Annotated in this window: 18 protein-coding genes; 8 read left to right on the forward strand and 10 right to left on the reverse strand. The window is 40.4% G+C overall.

From position 1 onward, the window contains the following. Position 1: 1 nt before the first annotated feature. The 3 genes from E0E36_RS22660 to bla form a co-directional block, all read right to left on the reverse strand. A complete protein-coding gene (locus E0E36_RS22660; protein ID WP_130857858.1) occupies positions 2 to 1,504 on the reverse strand; it encodes a Y-family DNA polymerase in 1,503 nt (500 codons plus the stop codon). A 1-nt stretch (position 1,505) separates the two neighbouring features. Then, entirely contained in the window at positions 1,506 to 2,246 is a 741-nt protein-coding gene (locus tag E0E36_RS22665; RefSeq protein WP_242627370.1) for an ImuA family protein, read from the reverse strand. Positions 2,247 to 2,396: 150 nt separating this feature from the next. Further along, complete coding sequence (gene bla, locus E0E36_RS22670; protein WP_130857860.1) at positions 2,397 to 3,128, reverse strand: subclass B1 metallo-beta-lactamase; 732 nt, start codon at positions 3,126 to 3,128, stop codon at positions 2,397 to 2,399. A 290-nt stretch (positions 3,129 to 3,418) separates the two neighbouring features. Between bla and E0E36_RS22675 the strand changes: the two genes are divergently transcribed. After that, on the forward strand, positions 3,419 to 3,613 hold the full coding sequence (locus E0E36_RS22675) for a hypothetical protein (protein WP_130857861.1): 195 nt from the start codon (positions 3,419 to 3,421) through the stop codon (positions 3,611 to 3,613). Between the two features lie 86 nt (positions 3,614 to 3,699). Here the strand turns inward: E0E36_RS22675 and E0E36_RS22680 are convergent, their stop codons facing one another. Then, complete coding sequence (locus E0E36_RS22680) at positions 3,700 to 4,149, reverse strand: hypothetical protein (protein ID WP_130857862.1); 450 nt, start codon at positions 4,147 to 4,149, stop codon at positions 3,700 to 3,702. A gap of 228 nt (positions 4,150 to 4,377) precedes the next feature. On the opposite strand from E0E36_RS22680, the gene E0E36_RS22685 reads away from it, so the two are divergent. The 4 genes from E0E36_RS22685 to E0E36_RS22700 all read left to right on the forward strand — a co-directional run bounded on the left by E0E36_RS22685 (position 4,378) and on the right by E0E36_RS22700 (position 8,721). Then, positions 4,378 to 4,827 (forward strand): Hsp20/alpha crystallin family protein, encoded by a 450-nt coding sequence (locus E0E36_RS22685; protein WP_013666503.1) that lies wholly within the window; start codon positions 4,378 to 4,380, stop codon positions 4,825 to 4,827. 103 nt (positions 4,828 to 4,930) lie between these two features. Beyond that, positions 4,931 to 6,019 carry a glycosyltransferase family 4 protein gene (locus E0E36_RS22690; RefSeq protein WP_130857863.1) on the forward strand — a complete coding sequence of 363 codons (1,089 nt, stop codon included), beginning with the start codon at positions 4,931 to 4,933 and terminating at the stop codon, positions 6,017 to 6,019. Positions 6,020 to 6,029: 10 nt separating this feature from the next. After that, positions 6,030 to 8,165, forward strand: a complete 2,136-nt coding sequence (locus tag E0E36_RS22695) for an amylo-alpha-1,6-glucosidase (RefSeq protein WP_130857864.1) — start codon at positions 6,030 to 6,032, stop codon at positions 8,163 to 8,165. Between the two features lie 73 nt (positions 8,166 to 8,238). Then, positions 8,239 to 8,721, forward strand: a complete 483-nt coding sequence (locus E0E36_RS22700; RefSeq protein WP_013666500.1) for a nucleoside deaminase — start codon at positions 8,239 to 8,241, stop codon at positions 8,719 to 8,721. Positions 8,722 to 8,825: 104 nt separating this feature from the next. Here the strand turns inward: E0E36_RS22700 and E0E36_RS22705 are convergent, their stop codons facing one another. The 3 genes from E0E36_RS22705 to E0E36_RS22715 all read right to left on the reverse strand — a co-directional run bounded on the left by E0E36_RS22705 (position 8,826) and on the right by E0E36_RS22715 (position 12,356). Beyond that, positions 8,826 to 9,602, reverse strand: coding sequence for an Fpg/Nei family DNA glycosylase (locus tag E0E36_RS22705; protein ID WP_130857865.1), 777 nt, complete (start codon positions 9,600 to 9,602; stop codon positions 8,826 to 8,828). Positions 9,603 to 9,698: 96 nt separating this feature from the next. Further along, positions 9,699 to 11,561 (reverse strand): chloride channel protein, encoded by a 1,863-nt coding sequence (locus tag E0E36_RS22710; protein ID WP_242627371.1) that lies wholly within the window; start codon positions 11,559 to 11,561, stop codon positions 9,699 to 9,701. A 108-nt stretch (positions 11,562 to 11,669) separates the two neighbouring features. Next, complete coding sequence (locus E0E36_RS22715) at positions 11,670 to 12,356, reverse strand: Crp/Fnr family transcriptional regulator (protein ID WP_165447050.1); 687 nt, start codon at positions 12,354 to 12,356, stop codon at positions 11,670 to 11,672. Positions 12,357 to 12,565: 209 nt separating this feature from the next. On the opposite strand from E0E36_RS22715, the gene E0E36_RS22720 reads away from it, so the two are divergent. The 3 genes from E0E36_RS22720 (at position 12,566) to E0E36_RS22730 (ending at position 16,494) form a co-directional block, all read left to right on the forward strand. Next, positions 12,566 to 13,033, forward strand: coding sequence for a hypothetical protein (locus E0E36_RS22720; RefSeq protein WP_013666496.1), 468 nt, complete (start codon positions 12,566 to 12,568; stop codon positions 13,031 to 13,033). Positions 13,034 to 13,218: 185 nt separating this feature from the next. Further along, a complete protein-coding gene (locus E0E36_RS22725; RefSeq protein WP_130857868.1) occupies positions 13,219 to 14,025 on the forward strand; it encodes a helix-turn-helix domain-containing protein in 807 nt (268 codons plus the stop codon). A 108-nt stretch (positions 14,026 to 14,133) separates the two neighbouring features. Beyond that, complete coding sequence (locus E0E36_RS22730; protein WP_130857869.1) at positions 14,134 to 16,494, forward strand: poly(ethylene terephthalate) hydrolase family protein; 2,361 nt, start codon at positions 14,134 to 14,136, stop codon at positions 16,492 to 16,494. On the opposite strand, the gene E0E36_RS22735 is transcribed toward E0E36_RS22730, so the two are convergent. The 3 genes from E0E36_RS22735 to E0E36_RS22745 all read right to left on the reverse strand — a co-directional run bounded on the left by E0E36_RS22735 (position 16,478) and on the right by E0E36_RS22745 (position 18,859). Further along, entirely contained in the window at positions 16,478 to 17,227 is a 750-nt protein-coding gene (locus E0E36_RS22735; protein ID WP_130857870.1) for a rhomboid family intramembrane serine protease, read from the reverse strand. The genes E0E36_RS22730 and E0E36_RS22735 overlap by 17 nt on opposite strands. A gap of 209 nt (positions 17,228 to 17,436) precedes the next feature. Further along, positions 17,437 to 17,733: a hypothetical protein gene (locus tag E0E36_RS22740; protein ID WP_130857871.1), complete on the reverse strand. Its 297-nt coding sequence runs from the start codon at positions 17,731 to 17,733 to the stop codon at positions 17,437 to 17,439. Between the two features lie 73 nt (positions 17,734 to 17,806). Next, positions 17,807 to 18,859 (reverse strand): BamA/TamA family outer membrane protein, encoded by a 1,053-nt coding sequence (locus E0E36_RS22745; protein WP_242627372.1) that lies wholly within the window; start codon positions 18,857 to 18,859, stop codon positions 17,807 to 17,809. Positions 18,860 to 19,247: the final 388 nt, after the last annotated feature.

Below are 19,247 nucleotides of genomic sequence, written 5' to 3' on the forward strand. Positions count from 1 at the left end.
CTTAAGCGAAGAAACCATGAAGGTACCAGATGTTCAATTTACCTTCATTATAATGTCCAACCCTAAAGAGCCAATAACGTTGCCCCTCTGCGTCTTCAACACAATAATAATCCCGATGTTCGTTGTCTTCCAGCCACCATTCATGAGCGATACGTTCAGGGCCATCAGCCTTTTTAACAGTATGTACTTTTCCTCGATAGCGAAAAAGCATGGGCGGATAATCAGGAACGGGGGCAGTCACTTCAATCTTTTCCGGTTTAGTGAGTATTCTGATGGGGCGTGGCCGTATTAGACTCCATTCCATCCCTGGCATTTCCTGTAAGGAACTTGTTGTTTTGAACGAACGCTCCGGCCAATAATGCGCTTCCGGTATATAACGCTTTACGCAATGATCACCCCACTTAGTCTTTATTTTATCAAGTAACTCTGCCACTTCTACATGCCCAACCCCGGCCCGTTCTATCCATAACACTTCTTGCTCGGCTACTAGATGTTCTACTTTTTTAGCTTCCAAAGTAAACAACTCAATGCCAAGCGCAGGCTCCATTGTAGCTATTTTAAGTTCAAACAACTTAAAAAGATGCTGACTATGACGAGAGGCTGCACTAGTTTCTATCTCAATTTTTTCGATTTTACCATCGACACGATATCCCATAAAACATGCGGTACGTAATCCTTTTTCCTCTCGCTCCAAGCGATCACATAATCCGTCCAATAGCTTTTTCAAGGCTATCTCAATCCCTCTAACGTTTATAATGGGTTCTAAGCAAGGTAAACGCTCCTGATAAGGTTGAATAGGCTGTATTGCCTGCACATTTTCTAATGCATGACCCAACGCTTGGTCAAGACGAATGCCTATTTCATTTCCAAAGCGTCTTCTTAAAGAAGCAGAGGGGAAATGGATAATATCGGCAATTTTATATAGTCCAAGCTTTTGAAGGAGAATAAGCAAATCTGAAGATAAACGAAGGGCTGAAAGAGGTAACCTAAGCAAAGCTGTATTCTGCTCCCCCGGAGGTATAATTGCATTTTCCCAACCAAAATGAGCTATGGCCCATGCCGCACCTATTGTGTCTGCCATTGCCATCCGTGTGTGATAACCCTGTTTTTTAAAGCTCATCTTAATGGCTTTGAGATAGGTACTCTCACCTCCCCATAGATGTGCACAACCACTAATATCCAAAACTAAACCATCAGGTGAATCAATAGCAACTACAGGCGTGTAACGAAGGCACCATTCACCCAAGCTTTTCAATAACTTTTCAGATAAATCAGGCCGGTCGTCCAACACTTGTAAAGTGGGGCAGATAGCTCTTGCGTCTGCCACTACCATCCCCACTTTGATTCCCTGTGTCATCGCCTCACGATTAACAGCTGTGATAGCCATACGTCCTCGTTGAGGCGTTGCTAGCACAAATGCTTTTCCACTCAATTCCGGTTTGTGAATGCTAAACCAATCTGTTTTTAAATACTTAAGCCATATGAAAACAAAACGTTGTTGCATATCACCCCCTTTTCAATAATCGCTCATGCACAGAATATTTCGGTTTTGTTATTAATTTAAAGGAATTAGCGCTCCATTCCATCTGCCAACTTCCCGGTCGTCCGTTCCGTATTTTAAGCAGCTCGACCTTCCAACGGGGAAATCCAATTCCCGGTATACCGTCCTCCTCCATCCCACTAGCCAGCGGAGAAATACTCCATCGGGAAATGCAACTTGTATTATTTAAATTTTTAGGCTTATGACGAAAAACAAACCCTGTGACCTGACTTTGTTCTACCGCAAGTTGCAAACGCCTGGAGGCCACAAGATTAATCTCTTGTAGTTCTGCTACAACAGCAATTAGTCGGTTACATTTTAAAGCTTCCTCCATCGCCCATAAAATGTCACGTTCTCGCTTCAGGTGAATAAATATAAGATGATGAGGTAGGATGTCGAATAGTTTACATGCCGGAGGGAAAAGTGTTGGTGAAGAGCTAATCCAAACACAAAGGCCTCTTTGCTGCATAAGTTTTCCTAAAATCCCACATATAAATCCACTGGTTGCGGCAGCCTGCTCATCGGACATACTGATGAACTCATGTATCGCTCCCGTGGGAAAACGAGCGTTGGGAAAGGCCTCTTTTATGGGTTCAAGCCCGGCATGAAAACCTGAATCGTCTAATGTCGGCTTGAACCCTTCTAAAAGAAGGATATCCTTTTGCAATTGGGCAATAATAGCTGCTCTATTTGATAATGTACGCATCAGGATTCTAAACCATAAAACCAAAAACTTTAGCAAAGTTACTAATATTATTAGTAAAACCAAATTTGATTTTATTTGGAATCCGAGTCCATTGCAACAGCTAAAAGGCTGTTCTAAAAGTTGAAAGATTCTTAAATAGATGAATGCGTCCTATTGCTTAAATAAATTTATGGTATAATCGAGCAATTCCTGACCTCCCGATTTTCCGTGCCCCGGAATGATTAGCTCTGCTTCAGGATATTTTTGTTTAATCTTCATAACCGTTTCAGACCAGCTCTCCACGTTTGAATCTCCCAGATATCCCTTTGAAGCATTCATTTCTTTAATCAAACAACCTCCAAACATAACTCTTCGACTTGGGAAATAACCTATTATATTATCCTTCGTATGTCCTTCACCATTGAATTCAGCAATAATTTTTCTTTCACCTACTTTTAGTTCGAGTTTTTTATGAAAACCATGTTGAGGCATGATCAGGTTTTTTGCTTTGGCAAAAGCTATTGTTTTATTGCTAGCATAAGAAGGAATTCGATTCTTATGAAAGGCCGCCAGACCGCCTAAGCAATCATCATGAAAATGGGTTGGAATAACTGCTACTATTGTGCAATCCAAACTATCTTTAACCCAATCAATCAAAATGTCGGCTATAGAATCATTGGTTGGTGTATCAAAAACAATGGCCTCTCCTCCATCATAAACAATCATACCATTGCAGGGCACTTTCCCAAAATCGTCTGTTAACAAATAACTGGTGTGTTCATAAACATTATCTTTTACCTTTTTAATGGTAAAGTCGTCGGAGACGTAACTTTTGTCAGTTTGCGCGCTCAATTTGCAGCTAAGTAAAAGAAAGGCTAATCCGTAAAAAAAACAGTGTTTCATGCAGCTTTATATTAGTAAAATGGTTAAATATCACCTGTAATTCCCCATGTAGCGTATTGCCCAGGAGAACAAAGATAGATTATTATGCTCCAAATCTATTCGATAAGCCTTTAAAAAATCACCGTAAGTGTTGATTGTAATGATTGATTCAGGGACCGCTTTTCCACAGTTATTTCACTCATCTTCACATACATATACATTTTTACGCAAAAAAAACACAAATACAAAATGCCATTTTAGGTTTCTCATCCTAAAGCTTTACCTTTGAAACGTACCAAATAGATTTTGTTATGGTAAGTTCAACAATAGGATCTGTTATAACCAACAACAGTGTACATCCCGCTCATCCTTTCATCAAAACACTAATGGCTATTGCCAGAGGAATGAAAAAAGACGGCTTTTCCGATGCTGAAATCGCAAAGGAGACTAATTTATCCCTTTCATTGATCACTAAACTTAAGCAGAAGCAACCAACAACACCATAAATTGGATCGATAAGAACGGTGTAGACATACGAATCAAATTAGCCTAAAATGTTCCTAACTGTGTGATTGCAATTGTTTGGAAGATTCTACTGAACACGCACATATCGCTCGATAATCTCACGATTAATGCCTTCGCTTTCCACCTTTTCCGTTCCTTTCTGCACGAGTGTATCATTAAGAATAGTAACTTGAAAATTAAAGGTATTACCCTCCCAATTTCGATTAGCATAAAAGTCTAAATATTCGGTATAAGCATTTCCTTTCAGCGTATATCTACCACCGCCGGCGTCAAAATGATGGGACGAATCTTTAGGTGTATTTTCATCATGTCTTAAAAAGGCGAAGTGAGAATCGTTAATAATTTTTATCATACTTGTCCCTTTGCTATAATCGGTCGTAACGCTGTCTTTGCCTGTAACGACGGTGGCAGACAGCAATTTCCAAGTACCCTTTATAGGTACGAGCGAATGATCAGATCCTGTGCAGGAGCATATTCCTACAAAAAGCGTTATAATTGGCCAGTTTAGTTTTTCCATTTGATAAAATTATAAATAAGAACGGATGAACGCAACATAAACATTATCAGATATTAGCCGTTCCACATGTCAAATTGTCCTTCAACGTAATTGCCTTACTACCTAAAGCCGCCAAATTGACCTAAGATCGCCTATACAACGATTTGGTATATTACTTGATAGCTTTAGGTAGAAATAGTTTCATTTTCTTGGTAAATAAATAATTAAATTTAAAAAAGGAGGTTATTTATGTCACTGATTAAAAGAAACGGAAGTAATTTTCCATCATTTCCGGCATTTTTTGATGATCTTTTTGCCAGCAATCTCTTTGACTGGAACAATAGCAATTATTCATCCACGCAAACAACAATCCCATCGGTAAACATCCGGGAAACCCATGACAATTTTGAAGTTGAAATGGCAGCTCCCGGCATGAGCAAGGATGACTTTAAGGTAGAGCTTGATGGCAATACCCTGACCATTTCTTCAAGTAAAAAGCATGAGCAAGAAGATAAGCAGGACGGCTACAGCCGAAGGGAGTTCAGTTATCAGTCATTCCAACGCAGTTTTACTTTACCCAAAGACGTCGTTGATGAAGATAAAATAGGTGCTCAATACGAAAATGGTTTGTTACGTTTAACCATTCCAAAAAAAGAGGAAGCAAAGAAAAAAGCACCTCGCCTTATTGAAATTTCTTAGTAAGAAAGGCTTGTAAATACAAGCCTTTCTTATATCTGCACTTCTTACAAAGAGTAAACACACGCATTCTTGTCATTATTAATTTATTAATTTCATATGTTCTATGAAGATTGCACAAGTATCCCCATTGTTTGAGTCTGTGCCTCCTAAACTATATGGCGGTACGGAACGGGTTGTCTCCTATCTTACAGAAGCCCTGGTAGATCATGGCCATGAGGTCACTTTATTTGCATCCGGTGATTCGGTAACTCGTGCGAAACTTGTCAGTCATACGCAAGAAGCACTGCGTTTAAACCCGAAAGTAATCGATCCCTTAGCCTTTCATATCTTACAGCTACAAGAAGTGATTGAACGCGCACATGAATTTGATATTATACATTTTCACACAGATTATCTTCACTTTCCCGCTTCACAACTTTTACAAAGGCCCTGTATTACGACACTACATGGCCGCTTAGATATACCTGAGTTAAAACCACTATACGATAAATTCGACACGCAAGCTATCATCTCCATTTCAAACAGTCAGCGGAACCCTTTACCGCAGGCAGCATGGATGGATACTGTGTATCACGGTCTTCCCAAAGATTTGTATCAAGCAATTGAAACAAAAGACGACTACGTGGCATTCATTGGCAGAATATCGCCGGAGAAAAGGCCTGATAGAGCTATCGAAATTGCAGAAAAAGCGGGCTGCAAAATAAAAATAGCAGCAAAAATCGATAAAGCGGATCTATCCTATTTTCATGATCATATAAAGCATTTGATCCAAAAGCCTTTTGTAGAATATATCGGCGAGATCGGGGAATCTGAGAAGAATGATTTCCTTGGAAAAGCCAAAGCGTTATTATTCCCGATCGACTGGCCGGAACCTTTCGGAATGGTTATGATTGAGGCAATGGCTTGCGGTACTCCGGTCATAGCGTATGCGCATGGGTCTGTTCCTGAGATTATTGAACATGGAAAAAATGGCTATCTTGTTTCCTCGGTCGAAGAAGCTGCATATGCCATTGAAAAAGCGTCCGCTTTAGATCCACGAATCATTAGACGTTTATTTGAAGAACGCTTTAGTTCAGATAGAATGGCCCAGGATTATGTCCGTAATTACGAACTATTATGTAATAGGCATCGTATATCTGTAAGTCATCATTCAAAAAAATTCGATTCAATAGACAGCAAATTAACAGCGTAATATTGGAACTATGGAAAGTTACGAGGAGAAGTTTAACGTTTTAAATCATTGCGATACCTTTGCTATACTTAACCGTTGGGGCAATATAGATTCCGGCGGCAACCAAATTCAAGGAATATATAATCGGGATACACGCTTCATTAACCACTTACATCTGTTACTTAACGGAATGCCCCTTGATTTACTCAGCTCAAGCATTACGGAAGAGAACGAGACACTGTCTACCGACTTGAGCAATCCCGGGTTTACATCTTTAAATGGTATCAAGGTCGCCGCTGCTTCGCTACATATTCATCGAAGCCAATTTTTAAAAGATGAGGTTTTTCATGAAAAACTGGATATTCAAAACTATCTGGATCATCCCTGTTCTGTTAAGTTGTCTTTAGTTATTAAGGGTGATTTTGCCGATATTTTTGAAGTACGGGGTGTAAAACGCAAAGCAAGAGGACGACTTATGCCCTTAACCAAAAGTGAGGATGGGCAGCTGGTGATCAGCTATGAGGGACTGGACCATATTAGGAGGAAGGCGATTATATACTTTTCGCAGCCATTTGAAGCAGATTTAGCGCATCAATTGCTTCATTTTCCACTCGACTTAGCAGCCAAAGGTCTCGGTCAACTGGAATACGCCATTCATTTTGAGCAAACAGGACGAGCATCGCAACCGAAAATCGCCTATGGAACGGCAAAAGACGAACTGATACCTAGGTTAAAGCATAAAAATGCATACTTCCCTATTATTGAAACGAGCAACGAGCAATTTACACATTGGCTGAATCGTTCACAGGCTGATTTAGTCTCCTTAATGGCAGAAACACCTTACGGTAAATATCCTTACGCCGGTGTCCCTTGGTACAATACAGCTTTCGGACGGGATGGCATCATCACCGCTTGGCAGACATTGTGGCTCGCCCCACAATTGTCTAAAGAGGTATTGCTCTTTCTTGCCGCACATCAGGCCGAACAAGAAGACAAAGCTTCAGATGCTGAACCAGGAAAAATACTGCATGAGATGAGAAATGGCGAAATGGTTGCGTTAAACGAATTACCTTTTAAAAAATATTACGGAACAATTGATGCTACCCCACTTTTCATTATGTTAGCTGGCGCTTACTATCAACGCACAGGCGATCTTTCCACAATGAAGCAATTATGGCCCCACATTGAAGCTGCTTTAAATTGGATCGACAACTATGGTGATTTTGACGGTGATGGTTTTGTAGAGTATCAACATAAAGCGGAAAGAGGATTGACTAATCAAGGATGGAAGGATAGCTTTGATGCCATATCACATGCTGATGGTACACTGGCCAAAAGCCCTATTGCCTTATGTGAAGTTCAGGGGTATGTATATGCTGCCAAGAAATCCGCATCCTATATAGCCTACGACTTAGGTAAAACAGCCGTTGCACAAAAACTGAAAAAGAGTGCCCTTGACTTGAGAAAAAAATTCAACGAACAGTTTTGGATCGAAGAGAAGCAGTGCTTTGCTTTAGCGCTGGATGGCGACAAAAAACCATGTATGATAAACACTTCGAATGCGGGGCATGCGCTGTTTACGGGGATTGCCTATGAACATTTGGCATCAAAACTTGTAAAAACCTTACTCCATCCCGATCTATTTGCTGGTTGGGGTATCCGCACATTAGCAGCAAATGAAGCGAGATACAATCCGATGTCTTACCATAATGGCTCTATTTGGCCTCACGATGTAGCGCTGATAGCCAGTGGATTTGCAAAATATGGTTTTGTCGTTGAAGCAGCCCGATTAACAACTGCGTTGTTTGACGCTTCGCTCTTTATTCCTCTTCAACGATTACCTGAACTTTTTTGTGGTTTTGAAAGACGTCAGGGTGAAGGGCCAACGGCTTATCCGGTAGCCTGCTCCCCGCAGGCGTGGTCCGTATCTTCGGTATTCTTGTTGCTACAATCATTGCTTGGTTTAGAAATTATTCCTGACAAAAAAGTTATTCGTTTTAATAAACCTTACCTGCCAAGCTTTCTAAGCTGGATAAAACTAAGTGGTATCCAAGTAGACAGTTTACGAATCAACTTGGAGGTTCTAAGGCATAAAAGCAACGAGCACGTAAGCATATACTGGAACAACCAACCCAAAGATTGGAAAATGGAAGTAAGCATGGAATAATGATCAATATATCATTCGTAGGGTATAATCGAAAGACGTACAAAAAATTGTAAATTAGCTGAGGTAATGATTAATGATGGCTTCAAAAGACGATATAATATTTTTAAAGAAGGCAATTGATTTAGCGGTAACAGGCGTTAAACAGAACAAAGGAGGGCCTTTTGGGTGTATCATTGTAAAGGACGGCAAAATAATCGGCAAAGGATGCAATTCAGTGACATCTACTATAGATCCTACCGCACACGCGGAGATTGTAGCTATACGAGATGCCTGCAAACACCTTGGTGAATATCAATTGGATGACTGCACACTCTATGCTTCTTGTGAACCATGCCCTATGTGCCTAGGCGCGATCTATTGGGCGCGGCCATCGCGTGTAGTCTATGCGGCGACAAGATTTGTAGCAGCACAAGCTGGCTTTGATGATGCTTTTATTTATGAAGAAATAAATTTAACAGGAACAGAAAGAAGAATTCCCTTCGAATTTCGACAAATTAACGAATCACAGGCGCCTTTCTTAAGCTGGGAGCAAAAAGAAACGAAAGACCTTTATTAATCTACTCGTTAATCCTCAGCTAGTTCACTGTGTTAAAATATTAAAAGCGTCATTAATTAAGTAAGCGTTGCCCGCTCTATACAATATCAATCGATGCACTTGAGTTAAGCGTAGACATGTTGGCGATCTGTGAAATAAGTAGTTCTGCCGCCTATCTTTTCCGTTCGGATCGGATTACCTTGTGGATCTTCTTTGGCCTTCACACGATGAACCTTCATAAAATCGCGAATTTCACCGCTTATGATATCGGGGTGTTCTTTTAATATCATTTTTTCCGCCTGCAATAAAACTTCTTTAATACTTTCCACTAATTCGCTTACTTTTTCTTTTGGTATTTTATTGGCGATAGATTGCGGTGCAATCTTTGCCTCCCAAAGAATTTCATCCGCATAGGCATTTCCAATACCACCGATTATATGTTGATCCATTAGAAGTGTTTTTATAGTTGCCTTGCTGTTTTGAAGGATCATATACAGTCGTTCCGCATGCAGATCATCCGACAAAGCATCTACCGACGCTGTCCGCTTCGGATTTAGCTGAATATGGGCCATCTTTTGAAAGTCTGTTATGAAGAGCGTTTGAGCCTTTTCGAATTTCAAGGATAATAGGGCATACTTAGGGTTTTCTTCGTTGGTATATACCAGTTTACCGTGAAGCATTAAATGAAGAGATAATAACGTATTTTTTCCGAAATCGAAATAAAGTTGTTTTCCTAAGCGATATACTTTCTTTAATTCACGTTTTTCCAAAGCTTCTTTGAGCTCTTTTTCCGGAACACTGACTTTTTTATGCTCATGAACATGTATCCGTTCCAGTTTTTTCCCCTTAAGGATTCTCGTAAGGTTTCTACTAAAAACCTCTAAATCGGGTAATTCCGGCATAACTCCTCCCTACTATAAATCAACGATAACTGTATCTAGGAACAGTTATAAATACAAAAAGTTGTATTTTTTTACAATCTTAATCGGAAAAGCAACTTATCGAACATGATTTGGTCGTCTACGATTAGCGATAAATTTAAGCCCTCTTCTTCGGAGTGAAATGTTAATTGTCCGTCGTTCACTTTTAGCCGATATTTCTTGAAAAGAGTTGAGCAATCGATCATAGGTAATAAGCCCAGCTATTTCACGCTTTCTATCGATGACCGGAAGGCAGTGCTTATTTTCTGTTAACATAACGTTCAATGCAGCTCGTAGGCTGTTATCTGTATAAAGGGGCTTAACCGATTTTTCAATTAGCGTACTTACTTGTGTTTTGTCATTGCCGGTAAATTTATATAGCTCTTTTGTAGAGATAAGCCCCACATATTGTTGTTCCTCATTAACAATGATCAAATAATCGGGTCTTTCCGTCGATTTATTGAACCAATCTTGTGCTTCCAGGATACTTACTGTCTCCAACACGGTCACAGCTACCTGCTGCATGATTTGGCCAACATTAACCATTTCCAATAAATTCGGTTCATATTCATCAGGGGTTAAAACACCGCGTCGACTAATTTTTTCAGTCATGATTGTATTGCGCATAAATAGATAGGATACCGTATAAGAAGCAACACAGGCAGCAAGCAAGGGAATAAGGGCGTTAAAATGACCGGTCGTTTCCAATGCGAATAAGATAGAAGTAAGCAAGGCTCTTGATGCACCTGCAAACATGGCTGACATGCCAATCAGAGCAGCCAGGGCCAGGTTAATATCCAAATCGGGCATTAAATGTTTAAAGACCATGGCAATTAGCACGCCTAAAGCAGCTCCAATCGTTAACAACGGAGCTAATGTCCCGCCTGACGTACCGCTACCTAAGGCTAAAACCCAGGAAAGATATTTAAAAACACACAACGTCAGAACAAAATACAGCGGCATCTTACCCGAAAGGAGATCCGTAATATTTTCATAACCAACGCCCAGTGTGCGAGGAAAAAAATAACCAATCAGTCCTACAGCAATTCCACCAATTGCAGGCCACCATACCCAATGTATTGGCAATTTTTCAAACAAATCTTCAACCGCATAAACCGACTTGGTCACTAAAATTGCCAAAAAACCGATCAGCAATCCCATTAAACTATAAAAGAAAATCGATACGTTCGAAACCACATCGATGCTGGCACCGCTGAAAAACACAGGAACGGCGCTGAATAATAAGTGATGTCCTGCCGCACCCGTTATACAGGCCAGTGCTACAGGAATAATGGAACGAGGTGTAAATTCGAAAAGGAGTAACTCAATCGCTAGAAAAATGGCCGCTATCGGTGTCCCGAATATGGCTGTCATTCCTGCCACGGCTCCTGCTGAAAGCAAAATTTTCCGTTCTGTATGCGTGATGCGTAATAACTGACCTAAAGTCGAACCTAAAGCCCCACCGGTAGCAATAATCGGCCCTTCAGCACCAAAAGGCCCACCGGTTCCTATCGCTATTGCTGAGGAAATTGGCTTTAGGTAAGTGATAGTAGGACGTATCTTGCTCTCATTCGTCAGAATTTGCTCCATGGCTTCGGGAATACCATGACCTCGAATTGCCTTTGACCCATATTTAGCCATTAATCCTACAATAATGCCGCCCAACGCAGGTATAGCGATGACGATCATTCCCAATTGATTATGGGCAGGAGAAACCTCATGAAATGATAAGTTTTGATAGAACGATAAGTTGGTTATTAGACTGATTAAATAGACTAAAAAACGAGCAATTAAACTGATGGCTGCTCCTACAGCTACGGCATAACAAGATATCATGATTAATCTTTTCTTGTTCCTTACTTGCTGAGGATAAATGGCCTCCGACTCCAAAGTGGATGACAAGGAAACGGAAATAGGAATTCCGGACTTCTTAGTTGACATGTTATAAATTTGATGCAAAAATATGACTTATATCATATTTTAAAAAATCTTTCCATCAATTTTTGTTACATCACAGTCCGAATCACCTTTGAATCAATCTGATAGTGTTTAATTGGTACAATAGGCTTGTAATAGCTTCCTATCTAAAATCTTAATTTTCTTTCCATTTAATTCGAACGTATTCTCTTCCTCCAGCTGTTTGAGCATTCTGAAGAAGGTTTCATAGACCGTTCCTGCATAATAAGCCAAATCTTGCCTCTTTAGTTCAATTGCAATAAATCCAAGGCTATCGCAGCCAAATTGTGCTTCCAGGGTAATAACCGTATTCGCTACCCTTCCCTTCACTTCCATTAATGCTAAATCACGCATTCTTTTTTCGGCGTCGCGTAATTCATTAATATGAAAGTTCAAAAATTTTCTGGCGAAAGCCGGGTCAGCATCTAACAAGCGGTCAAAGGAATCGAGGCTAAGCGAACATACGTAGCTTTTTTGGAGGGCAGTTGCGGAAATTGGGTATTTCAAGTCGCCTCCCATTCCCCGATATCCCAGAACTTCGCCTGGCCGATTAAAATGGAGTATAAATTCCCGATCTTCGCTCCATTTCATATGGGTCTTGATACAACCTTCTGTAATAAAATAAATGGTATCAGCTTTATCGCCTTCTTTAAAAAGTATTTGGCCTTTAGCTATTTGACCTTGGGTGCCTTTGGCCTTAATCGCTCTAAATATTTCATCGCTAACTTGATTACAGAGAAAACAGGTTGACGCACCGCATAGTCGTTTAATTGAATCCATATTTGCAAATGTAAAGGGAATAAGCCTATAAAGAAATAGTCGACTCAACCAATAGGCAGCTATTGATGAATTTTGCTTGGCTAGCATCATTCTCACGCATGAAATTTAAGGCATTTACAACATTATCTATCGTCATTTGTTCTTTTAGGGATAAGCGATCGGTTGACGGTAGCTGGTCATAATGCATCGAAGATAAAAGAGAAAACGATATGAAGTTCGCAATTAACATGTTAGGGGGGTTAGCAGGAGCCCTTATTTTAAATATCATTCACGAAAGTGCTAAAAAACTGTTTAAAGAAGCGCCGGAAATCGACAAGGTCGGTCAGGAAGCTATCAAGAAAACCAGTCGGACTGTTGGCATAACACCTCCAACCGGAAAAAAATTGTATGCAACTACGCTTTTAAGCGATCTTGCCAGTAATACCATGTATTACAGTGCTATTGGGAAAGGCGATTCACAGGGCTTGTTCTGGAGAGGCGCAGGTTACGGATTAACCGCCGGACTTGGAGCAATCGGTCTTACAAAACCTTTGGGATTAAACGACGCACCAATCAATAAAAGTATGGTTAGTAAAATTCTCACGGTAGCTTGGTACACCCTAGGTGGAATCGTTGCAGCATCAGCTATTAAGCTGTTGGATATGAAGAACGATCATGTAGTTGGCCGGAATAATTAAAATTAACGATTTTATCACTTAGCCATCTGAGATTCAAGGTTTATAAGAAGCATTGAATATCTGTTGTGATGATGAATATTTGCAATCGCACAGAGATGAAAGGATTCATAAAATGAAGTTAATTAGGCGTAACAACACAGCACTTTCACCGTCTATACTATAATAAACATTAATTCCGATTCCACATGCTGGCTTGTCCTCCCGTCCGATTTGAAATAGGCACTTATGTCGGTGAAAAAGTGAAACAATTGATATTTGACGGCATTATAGCAAGTGAAACAACGTTTAAGCCAGGCATGTCATCCGAATGGCATTACCATAGTAACCCACATTTCTCACATATTTTGTCTGGAGGCAGCAGGGAATTGAGAGAAAAGGGGACACAAATACAAATGGCTGGTACTAGTCTGTACTATTATCCCGGAATACCACATCAAAACCTGAACTATGTGCAGGGAACGCGGATATTTAATATGGAACTAACCGCTGACTTTTTCAAGAATTATGATATCTTGATACCGGATGAATCATTTATGTTCGAAGCGCAGCCATCAATCAATACCGCTTGCCTCATGCAGATTATGCGTGAAATTTACTTAAATGATGCGGATACTCCCCTGTCGCTTCAACAGCTTTGTTTAACACTAAACGGTAAATCCAACAAAAGGGAACATCTTTTTCCTGAATGGACAAAAAAAATTAAATCGATCCTGTATGACGAATGGGATAAGCCATTATCCCTTCATACATTGGCTCACTATCTACAAGTACATCCGGTAACAATTTCTCGGTATTTCGCTCGTTATTTTGGCTGTACAGCCGGTGAATATCTGCGCCAGATCAAAGTCGAAAAAGCGCTTATCCTACTGAAATCGCAGCACGCCACACTTACTGAAGTTGCTTACCGCTGCGGCTTTTCGGATCAAGCCCATTTCACGAAAATTTTTAAAAAGCTAACAGGATTCACTCCCAATCAATACAGAAAATTATAAGCAATACGGGAGGCTAATTTCATACAATTTTATATTGGAAAAGCTTTGTACCTTCGTTTACACCTTAATATCAAGCGATTTGTAATTTTTTACTTGTTGGTTTAAACAATGGAACAAAACATACAACAGCATCCTAATAGTTGGTGGAAACGAACCCGCAATTGGTTCCAAAAAGCAATTGCATTTTTCACGCCAAATAATCGAACGCTCAAAGCCAGCGGGATAGGAATTTTCCTTGTCTCATTGCTCTTTTTTGCTTTCAATACAATTGATGGTTTCCTATCGGCTGTCGGATTCGGTTATTATCTGCTCACTCTATTTTGTTACGTTATCGCATCTTATGTCATTGCTGTTATCATCAGTTTTGCCATAGGTCTTGCCGCAAAAACCCCACGCTATTTTCGACAATCCATCGCCTTTGTTATTTTCTTTATTTTATTTTTTGATCGACTGAGTTGGCCATACAATTGGATCGTTATCGGCTTCGTTATTATTTTCCCTGCCTTGATTTTTGGTGCCTTATCTTATTGGAGGCAACATAAAGAAAGCCAACATACAAGAAAAAGGCAATTACCGGCTATTATGGTCTTTGGTCTGGGACTTGTTGGTTTGGGACTTGGTTTATTTCTTTTTCTATATCCCGGAAGAAGGGTCGAGTCCATCAAAAATTACAAGTTACTGGCAAAACTTCCCCCAACCATAAAGGCAGCCAATCCAGCGCAGAGAGGTAAATGGCAGGTTTCCTTTTTAAGCTATGGATCGGGGAACGATAAACATCGTACAATATATGGCAAAGATGCTACCATAAAATCCCCTACTGTAGACGCATCCTTTTTGTTAAAATCTTGGACCGGTATTTCAGGTAAATTGCGTACTTGGTATTTCGGTTTTAATGAAACGGCACTTCCATTAAACGCGATGGTCTGGTATCCAAACAACTTACAAGGGCCTGCTCCCCTTGTTTTGATTGTACATGGAAATCATCTGGCGCAAGACTGGTCAGAAAGTGGCTATGATTACTTAGGCGAACTACTTGCCAGCAAAGGCTATATCGTTGCATCCGTTGACGAGAATTTTCTGAATGGGAGTTTTACTGATATGCCCCGAGGTGGTTTGGAAAAAGAAAATGGCACACGCGGATGGTTAATGTTAAAACACTTGGAACTGTGGAAAAAATGGAATGAAGATCCATCAAATCCATTTTATCGGCGCGTTGATATGAATAACATCGCCTTAGTGGGCCACTCACGTGGCGGTGAAGCGATGTCTCATGCCGCCTTGTTCAATAGTCTACCCAGCTTTCCAGATAATGCAAATGAGAAGTTCGACTTTAACTTCTCCATCAAAGCTTATGTAGCGATAGCGCCCGTAGATGGTCAATACAAACCTGCATCCATCTTAGCCCCCCTTCAAGACATCAACTATCTTGTAATACAGGGAACACACGATATGGATATGCAGTCGTATGGAGGACTAAGTACATATAAGCGTATTCAATACAATCCCTCTTATCAAGGTTTTAAGGCAGGCCTGTATGTTCATCATGCCAACCATGGGCAGTTCAATACAAGCTGGGGTAAATATGACGCTAGTCGACCTTTCATCAACCAGTTTAACATGACCAACGTCATGGAGGCAAAAGATCAGGAACAAATAGCCAAGGTTTATATTAGCGCCTTCCTTGACGTACATCTAAGAGGTATGACAGCCTATACACCTTTATTTATGGACTACCGATCTGGTCGTGATTGGCTTCCCGAACAAATCTATTTTAACCAGTATGAATCAAGCAAGTCCATATTCCTGGCACGCTATGAAGAAGACTTGAATCTGACGACAGCTACCATACCTGGTGTAAATATAAATGCAACGAATTTAAGTGTGTGGAGAGAAGCACAACATAAGCTAATGTGGGGAGATCATCTCTCACGTGTAGCCTATATAGGGTGGAATTTGGAAGATGACAAGAAGCTAATTGGTAGATATACATTTAACTTTAATGACAGCATCCATTTGGCAACAGAAGATAAGGCGCTTGTCTTCAACCTTACAACAAGCGACGAAAGTTCGCTTCACCTAACAAAGGGGAAAAAGAGTAACCGAGAGAAAAGACAAGAAAAGGATGCAAGTAGGAAAGAGAAAAAACAAAAGCAAAATATCGAAGAAATGCCGCCCATTGATTTCACAATAGAATTGGTAGACCGTTCAGGAAATCGGCTTCATTTTTTGTTGAGCAACTGTTTCCCTTTACAACCGCAGATACAGAAAAAATTGACAAAATATGCTTTTCTCAATGCAAACGAAGATGCCGAAGCGATACCCGACTTCTTCTACTTTGATCTAAGCAGGTTGAAAAAAAACAGCGCTTCATTCGATTTAAATAATCTGCAAAGCATCTCCTTTATTTTTGATCAGTCGCCCTCCGGTGTGATTGCTTTGGATGATATTGGTTTTATACCCTCTTTCTAAATTTCTTTTTCTTTACAAATCGCATTATCAACAATAAGCCAAAAAGGAAACCACCAATATGGGCGGCATAGGCAACGCCGCCCGCTTGCTGCCCACCTAGCGCGCCAAGACCATTTGATACTTGGAAAAGAAACCATAGTCCCACCGCCAGAAAAGCCGGCACGGAGATCACAACGAATAAAATCCATACGTAAACGCTTCTTCGCGGGAACAAAACCATATATCCTGCTAATACAGCGGAAATGGCGCCCGACGCACCTAAACTGGGAATCAGTAGATCTTGTCCAAGAATAAAAGTACTGAACACATGACTCAAACCGGCTAATGCTCCTGTTAGCAGATAAAAGAGCAAATAGTTGATATGTCCCATACGGTCTTCCAGGTTATCGCCGAAAATACCGAGATACAGCATATTCCCTCCCAAGTGGGCCCAGCCGCCATGCATAAACATGGAAGTTATCAATGTTAAAAAAACCGGTACAGGTGTTTTTTGTAATCCCGGCAGCTCGAAAACATCTCCAGTAAAGGGGTCAGCAATCAGCTGACTCTCAGTGATAATATCCCTACCTGTTAATATTTCCGCGGGGATCGTTGCATAAGCAAAAGTGAAATAAATATTATTACCGAAATGTTGCCAAAAAACGAACACGAATATATTAATAGCGATAAGTGTATAATTTACAAAGGGGATCGTCTTCCGATCCCGATTATCATCTCCAATTGGAAGAAGCATTTTTTTCTTTTTTTAGCCGTCTTTAAGAGAATCTTTTTAAAGACATTGCAAATCAAAGAAAAAACCCGCTATTATTATAATTGTTTGCATTGTTCCGTGCATATCGCCTGCAGATCCGATCTTACATACAACATTAATAGCATGTAGTTATGTCCTTTATTATTATTATAAACGCGTTCATTATGTATTACCGCCATTCAAAAAGATCGTCACCAAATCTTTTTGTTTGAAGCCTTTAATGCATCTACAACATAATTAGCTACTTCATCATTGTCGGAATGGTTCTTTATCCGTTCGTCTAAGTTACGTTGCCAATTCTTCAACGCCTCCTGCGGCGATAAACCACATGCAAAAATGCCTTTTTTCATATCAGGTCCCAACACACAACAAAAATCATTTCCGTCCTGGAATATGATGGGACGTAGTTCCCGCACCGTTTGCGGTACATCTTTCGCTTCATAATTGAAATGAACTAGCATTTCCTCAGGGATCCTCATTTGCTCCATATACAGTTTATTATCGGATGTATAAAGAAAACAGCCCGGAAATTCGTTTTGTTTACCCGCATGAAAAAAAATCCTAAAAAGCCTCTCCATTGAAAATATAGAAACCGGCGCCTTCTTGTGTGAAACCGATGTCCAAGCGGATATAAATATCCTTTTTTGGAAAGAGTAAATAACGAAGGCCAAAACCACCTGACCATTTTAGATTGGAAAAGCTAAGCGCGTCAATGCTCGGACCTACCGTTGCCATTGATCCAAATACAACCGCTCCTACCCTTTTACTGAACGCTAACGGCAACATTCTAAACTCAACCTGTGAGGCTAACATATTCTTATCTCGATACCGACCTTGGTAATAGCCACGCATCAGCATATCGCCCCCCATCAGGGCTAACAGGTTGAAGGGTACATCTCCACGGACAAAGTTGCCAAAAAGCTGCCAAGCAAGGGTATTGCGCTTGTTTAGCACATGAAAAGACCGTATATCTAAATTAACACTATTAAAGCGGTAATCACTGGCCAACGAGGGGCTGTAGTTCAAAAAAGAAAGCTCCCCAAAGAACCCTTTCCTTACATTTAACACATTATGCCTATTGTCATAAACCAAAGCCGCACCCAGTCCGAGGTTTAACGAACCATCCGCTCCCAAGGGAAGCATCGGCCCCCCTGAAGCAGGTCGATTAAAAGACACATCGGTGAGTTGTTGAAAATCAACCTCAGGGCCAACAAAAAAATCCTTACTGATTTTCCTTAAAACACGTTGCTTAAAGGCAATGCTAAAAGCGTCCACCACCGCATGATTAGATTCTCCGGTACGAGGCCCGATACCATAATAAAACAGAGGAAAACGCTGGATACGCGTTCTTCCCAGCAAAAACCACTTGTCTTTGTCGCCGTATATCGCATTATCAAGCCATAAGCCATACTGAGCCTTAAAAGTAAAGAAAGCGAACGCCTGCAGCTCGCTCAACCTGTTCAATGAATCGTTCTTAGCACGAAATAGCTGAAGGGCCGAAGCCCCCAGCTCTATCCCCGTTTCGGGCGCATAGCCAAAAGTGGGATAAACCGTAAAGCTTTTTTCCGCGGCAGAAGCTGTGTCATTAAAAATCCGGTGGACCTGGCGTCCCACCCAGCTATCTTTTAGACCTTGTGCCCGTAGGTTAGGATTTAGCAATAAGCATATGATTATAGGAGACCCAAAAATTTTTGCACCAGCTTTCATAGTAGATCGATCGCAGCACATGCGATTAAAAGCAAGGATACGCTACAAGTATTAGAATGCCATTATAAACTTCGGAGCAAGGATAAATGGCAACAGATGCAAGTCAATAGTGAATTCGGCTTTCTTGCTAGATTTATCCAAAACAAACAATCTAATCTTAAAAAAAAAGGCAAATAAGCAAAAAACATTAAAAAACAACGAACACTTCAGCACAAAAGCAACAAAAATCAAAAAGAAGTAAAAAAATATTTCCATACAATTACATTTAAAGAATAAAATACCTCACAAAAACCGC

The organism is Olivibacter jilunii (genome assembly GCF_900607235.1).
Taxonomy (GTDB): Bacteria; Bacteroidota; Bacteroidia; order Sphingobacteriales; family Sphingobacteriaceae; genus Olivibacter; species Olivibacter oleidegradans.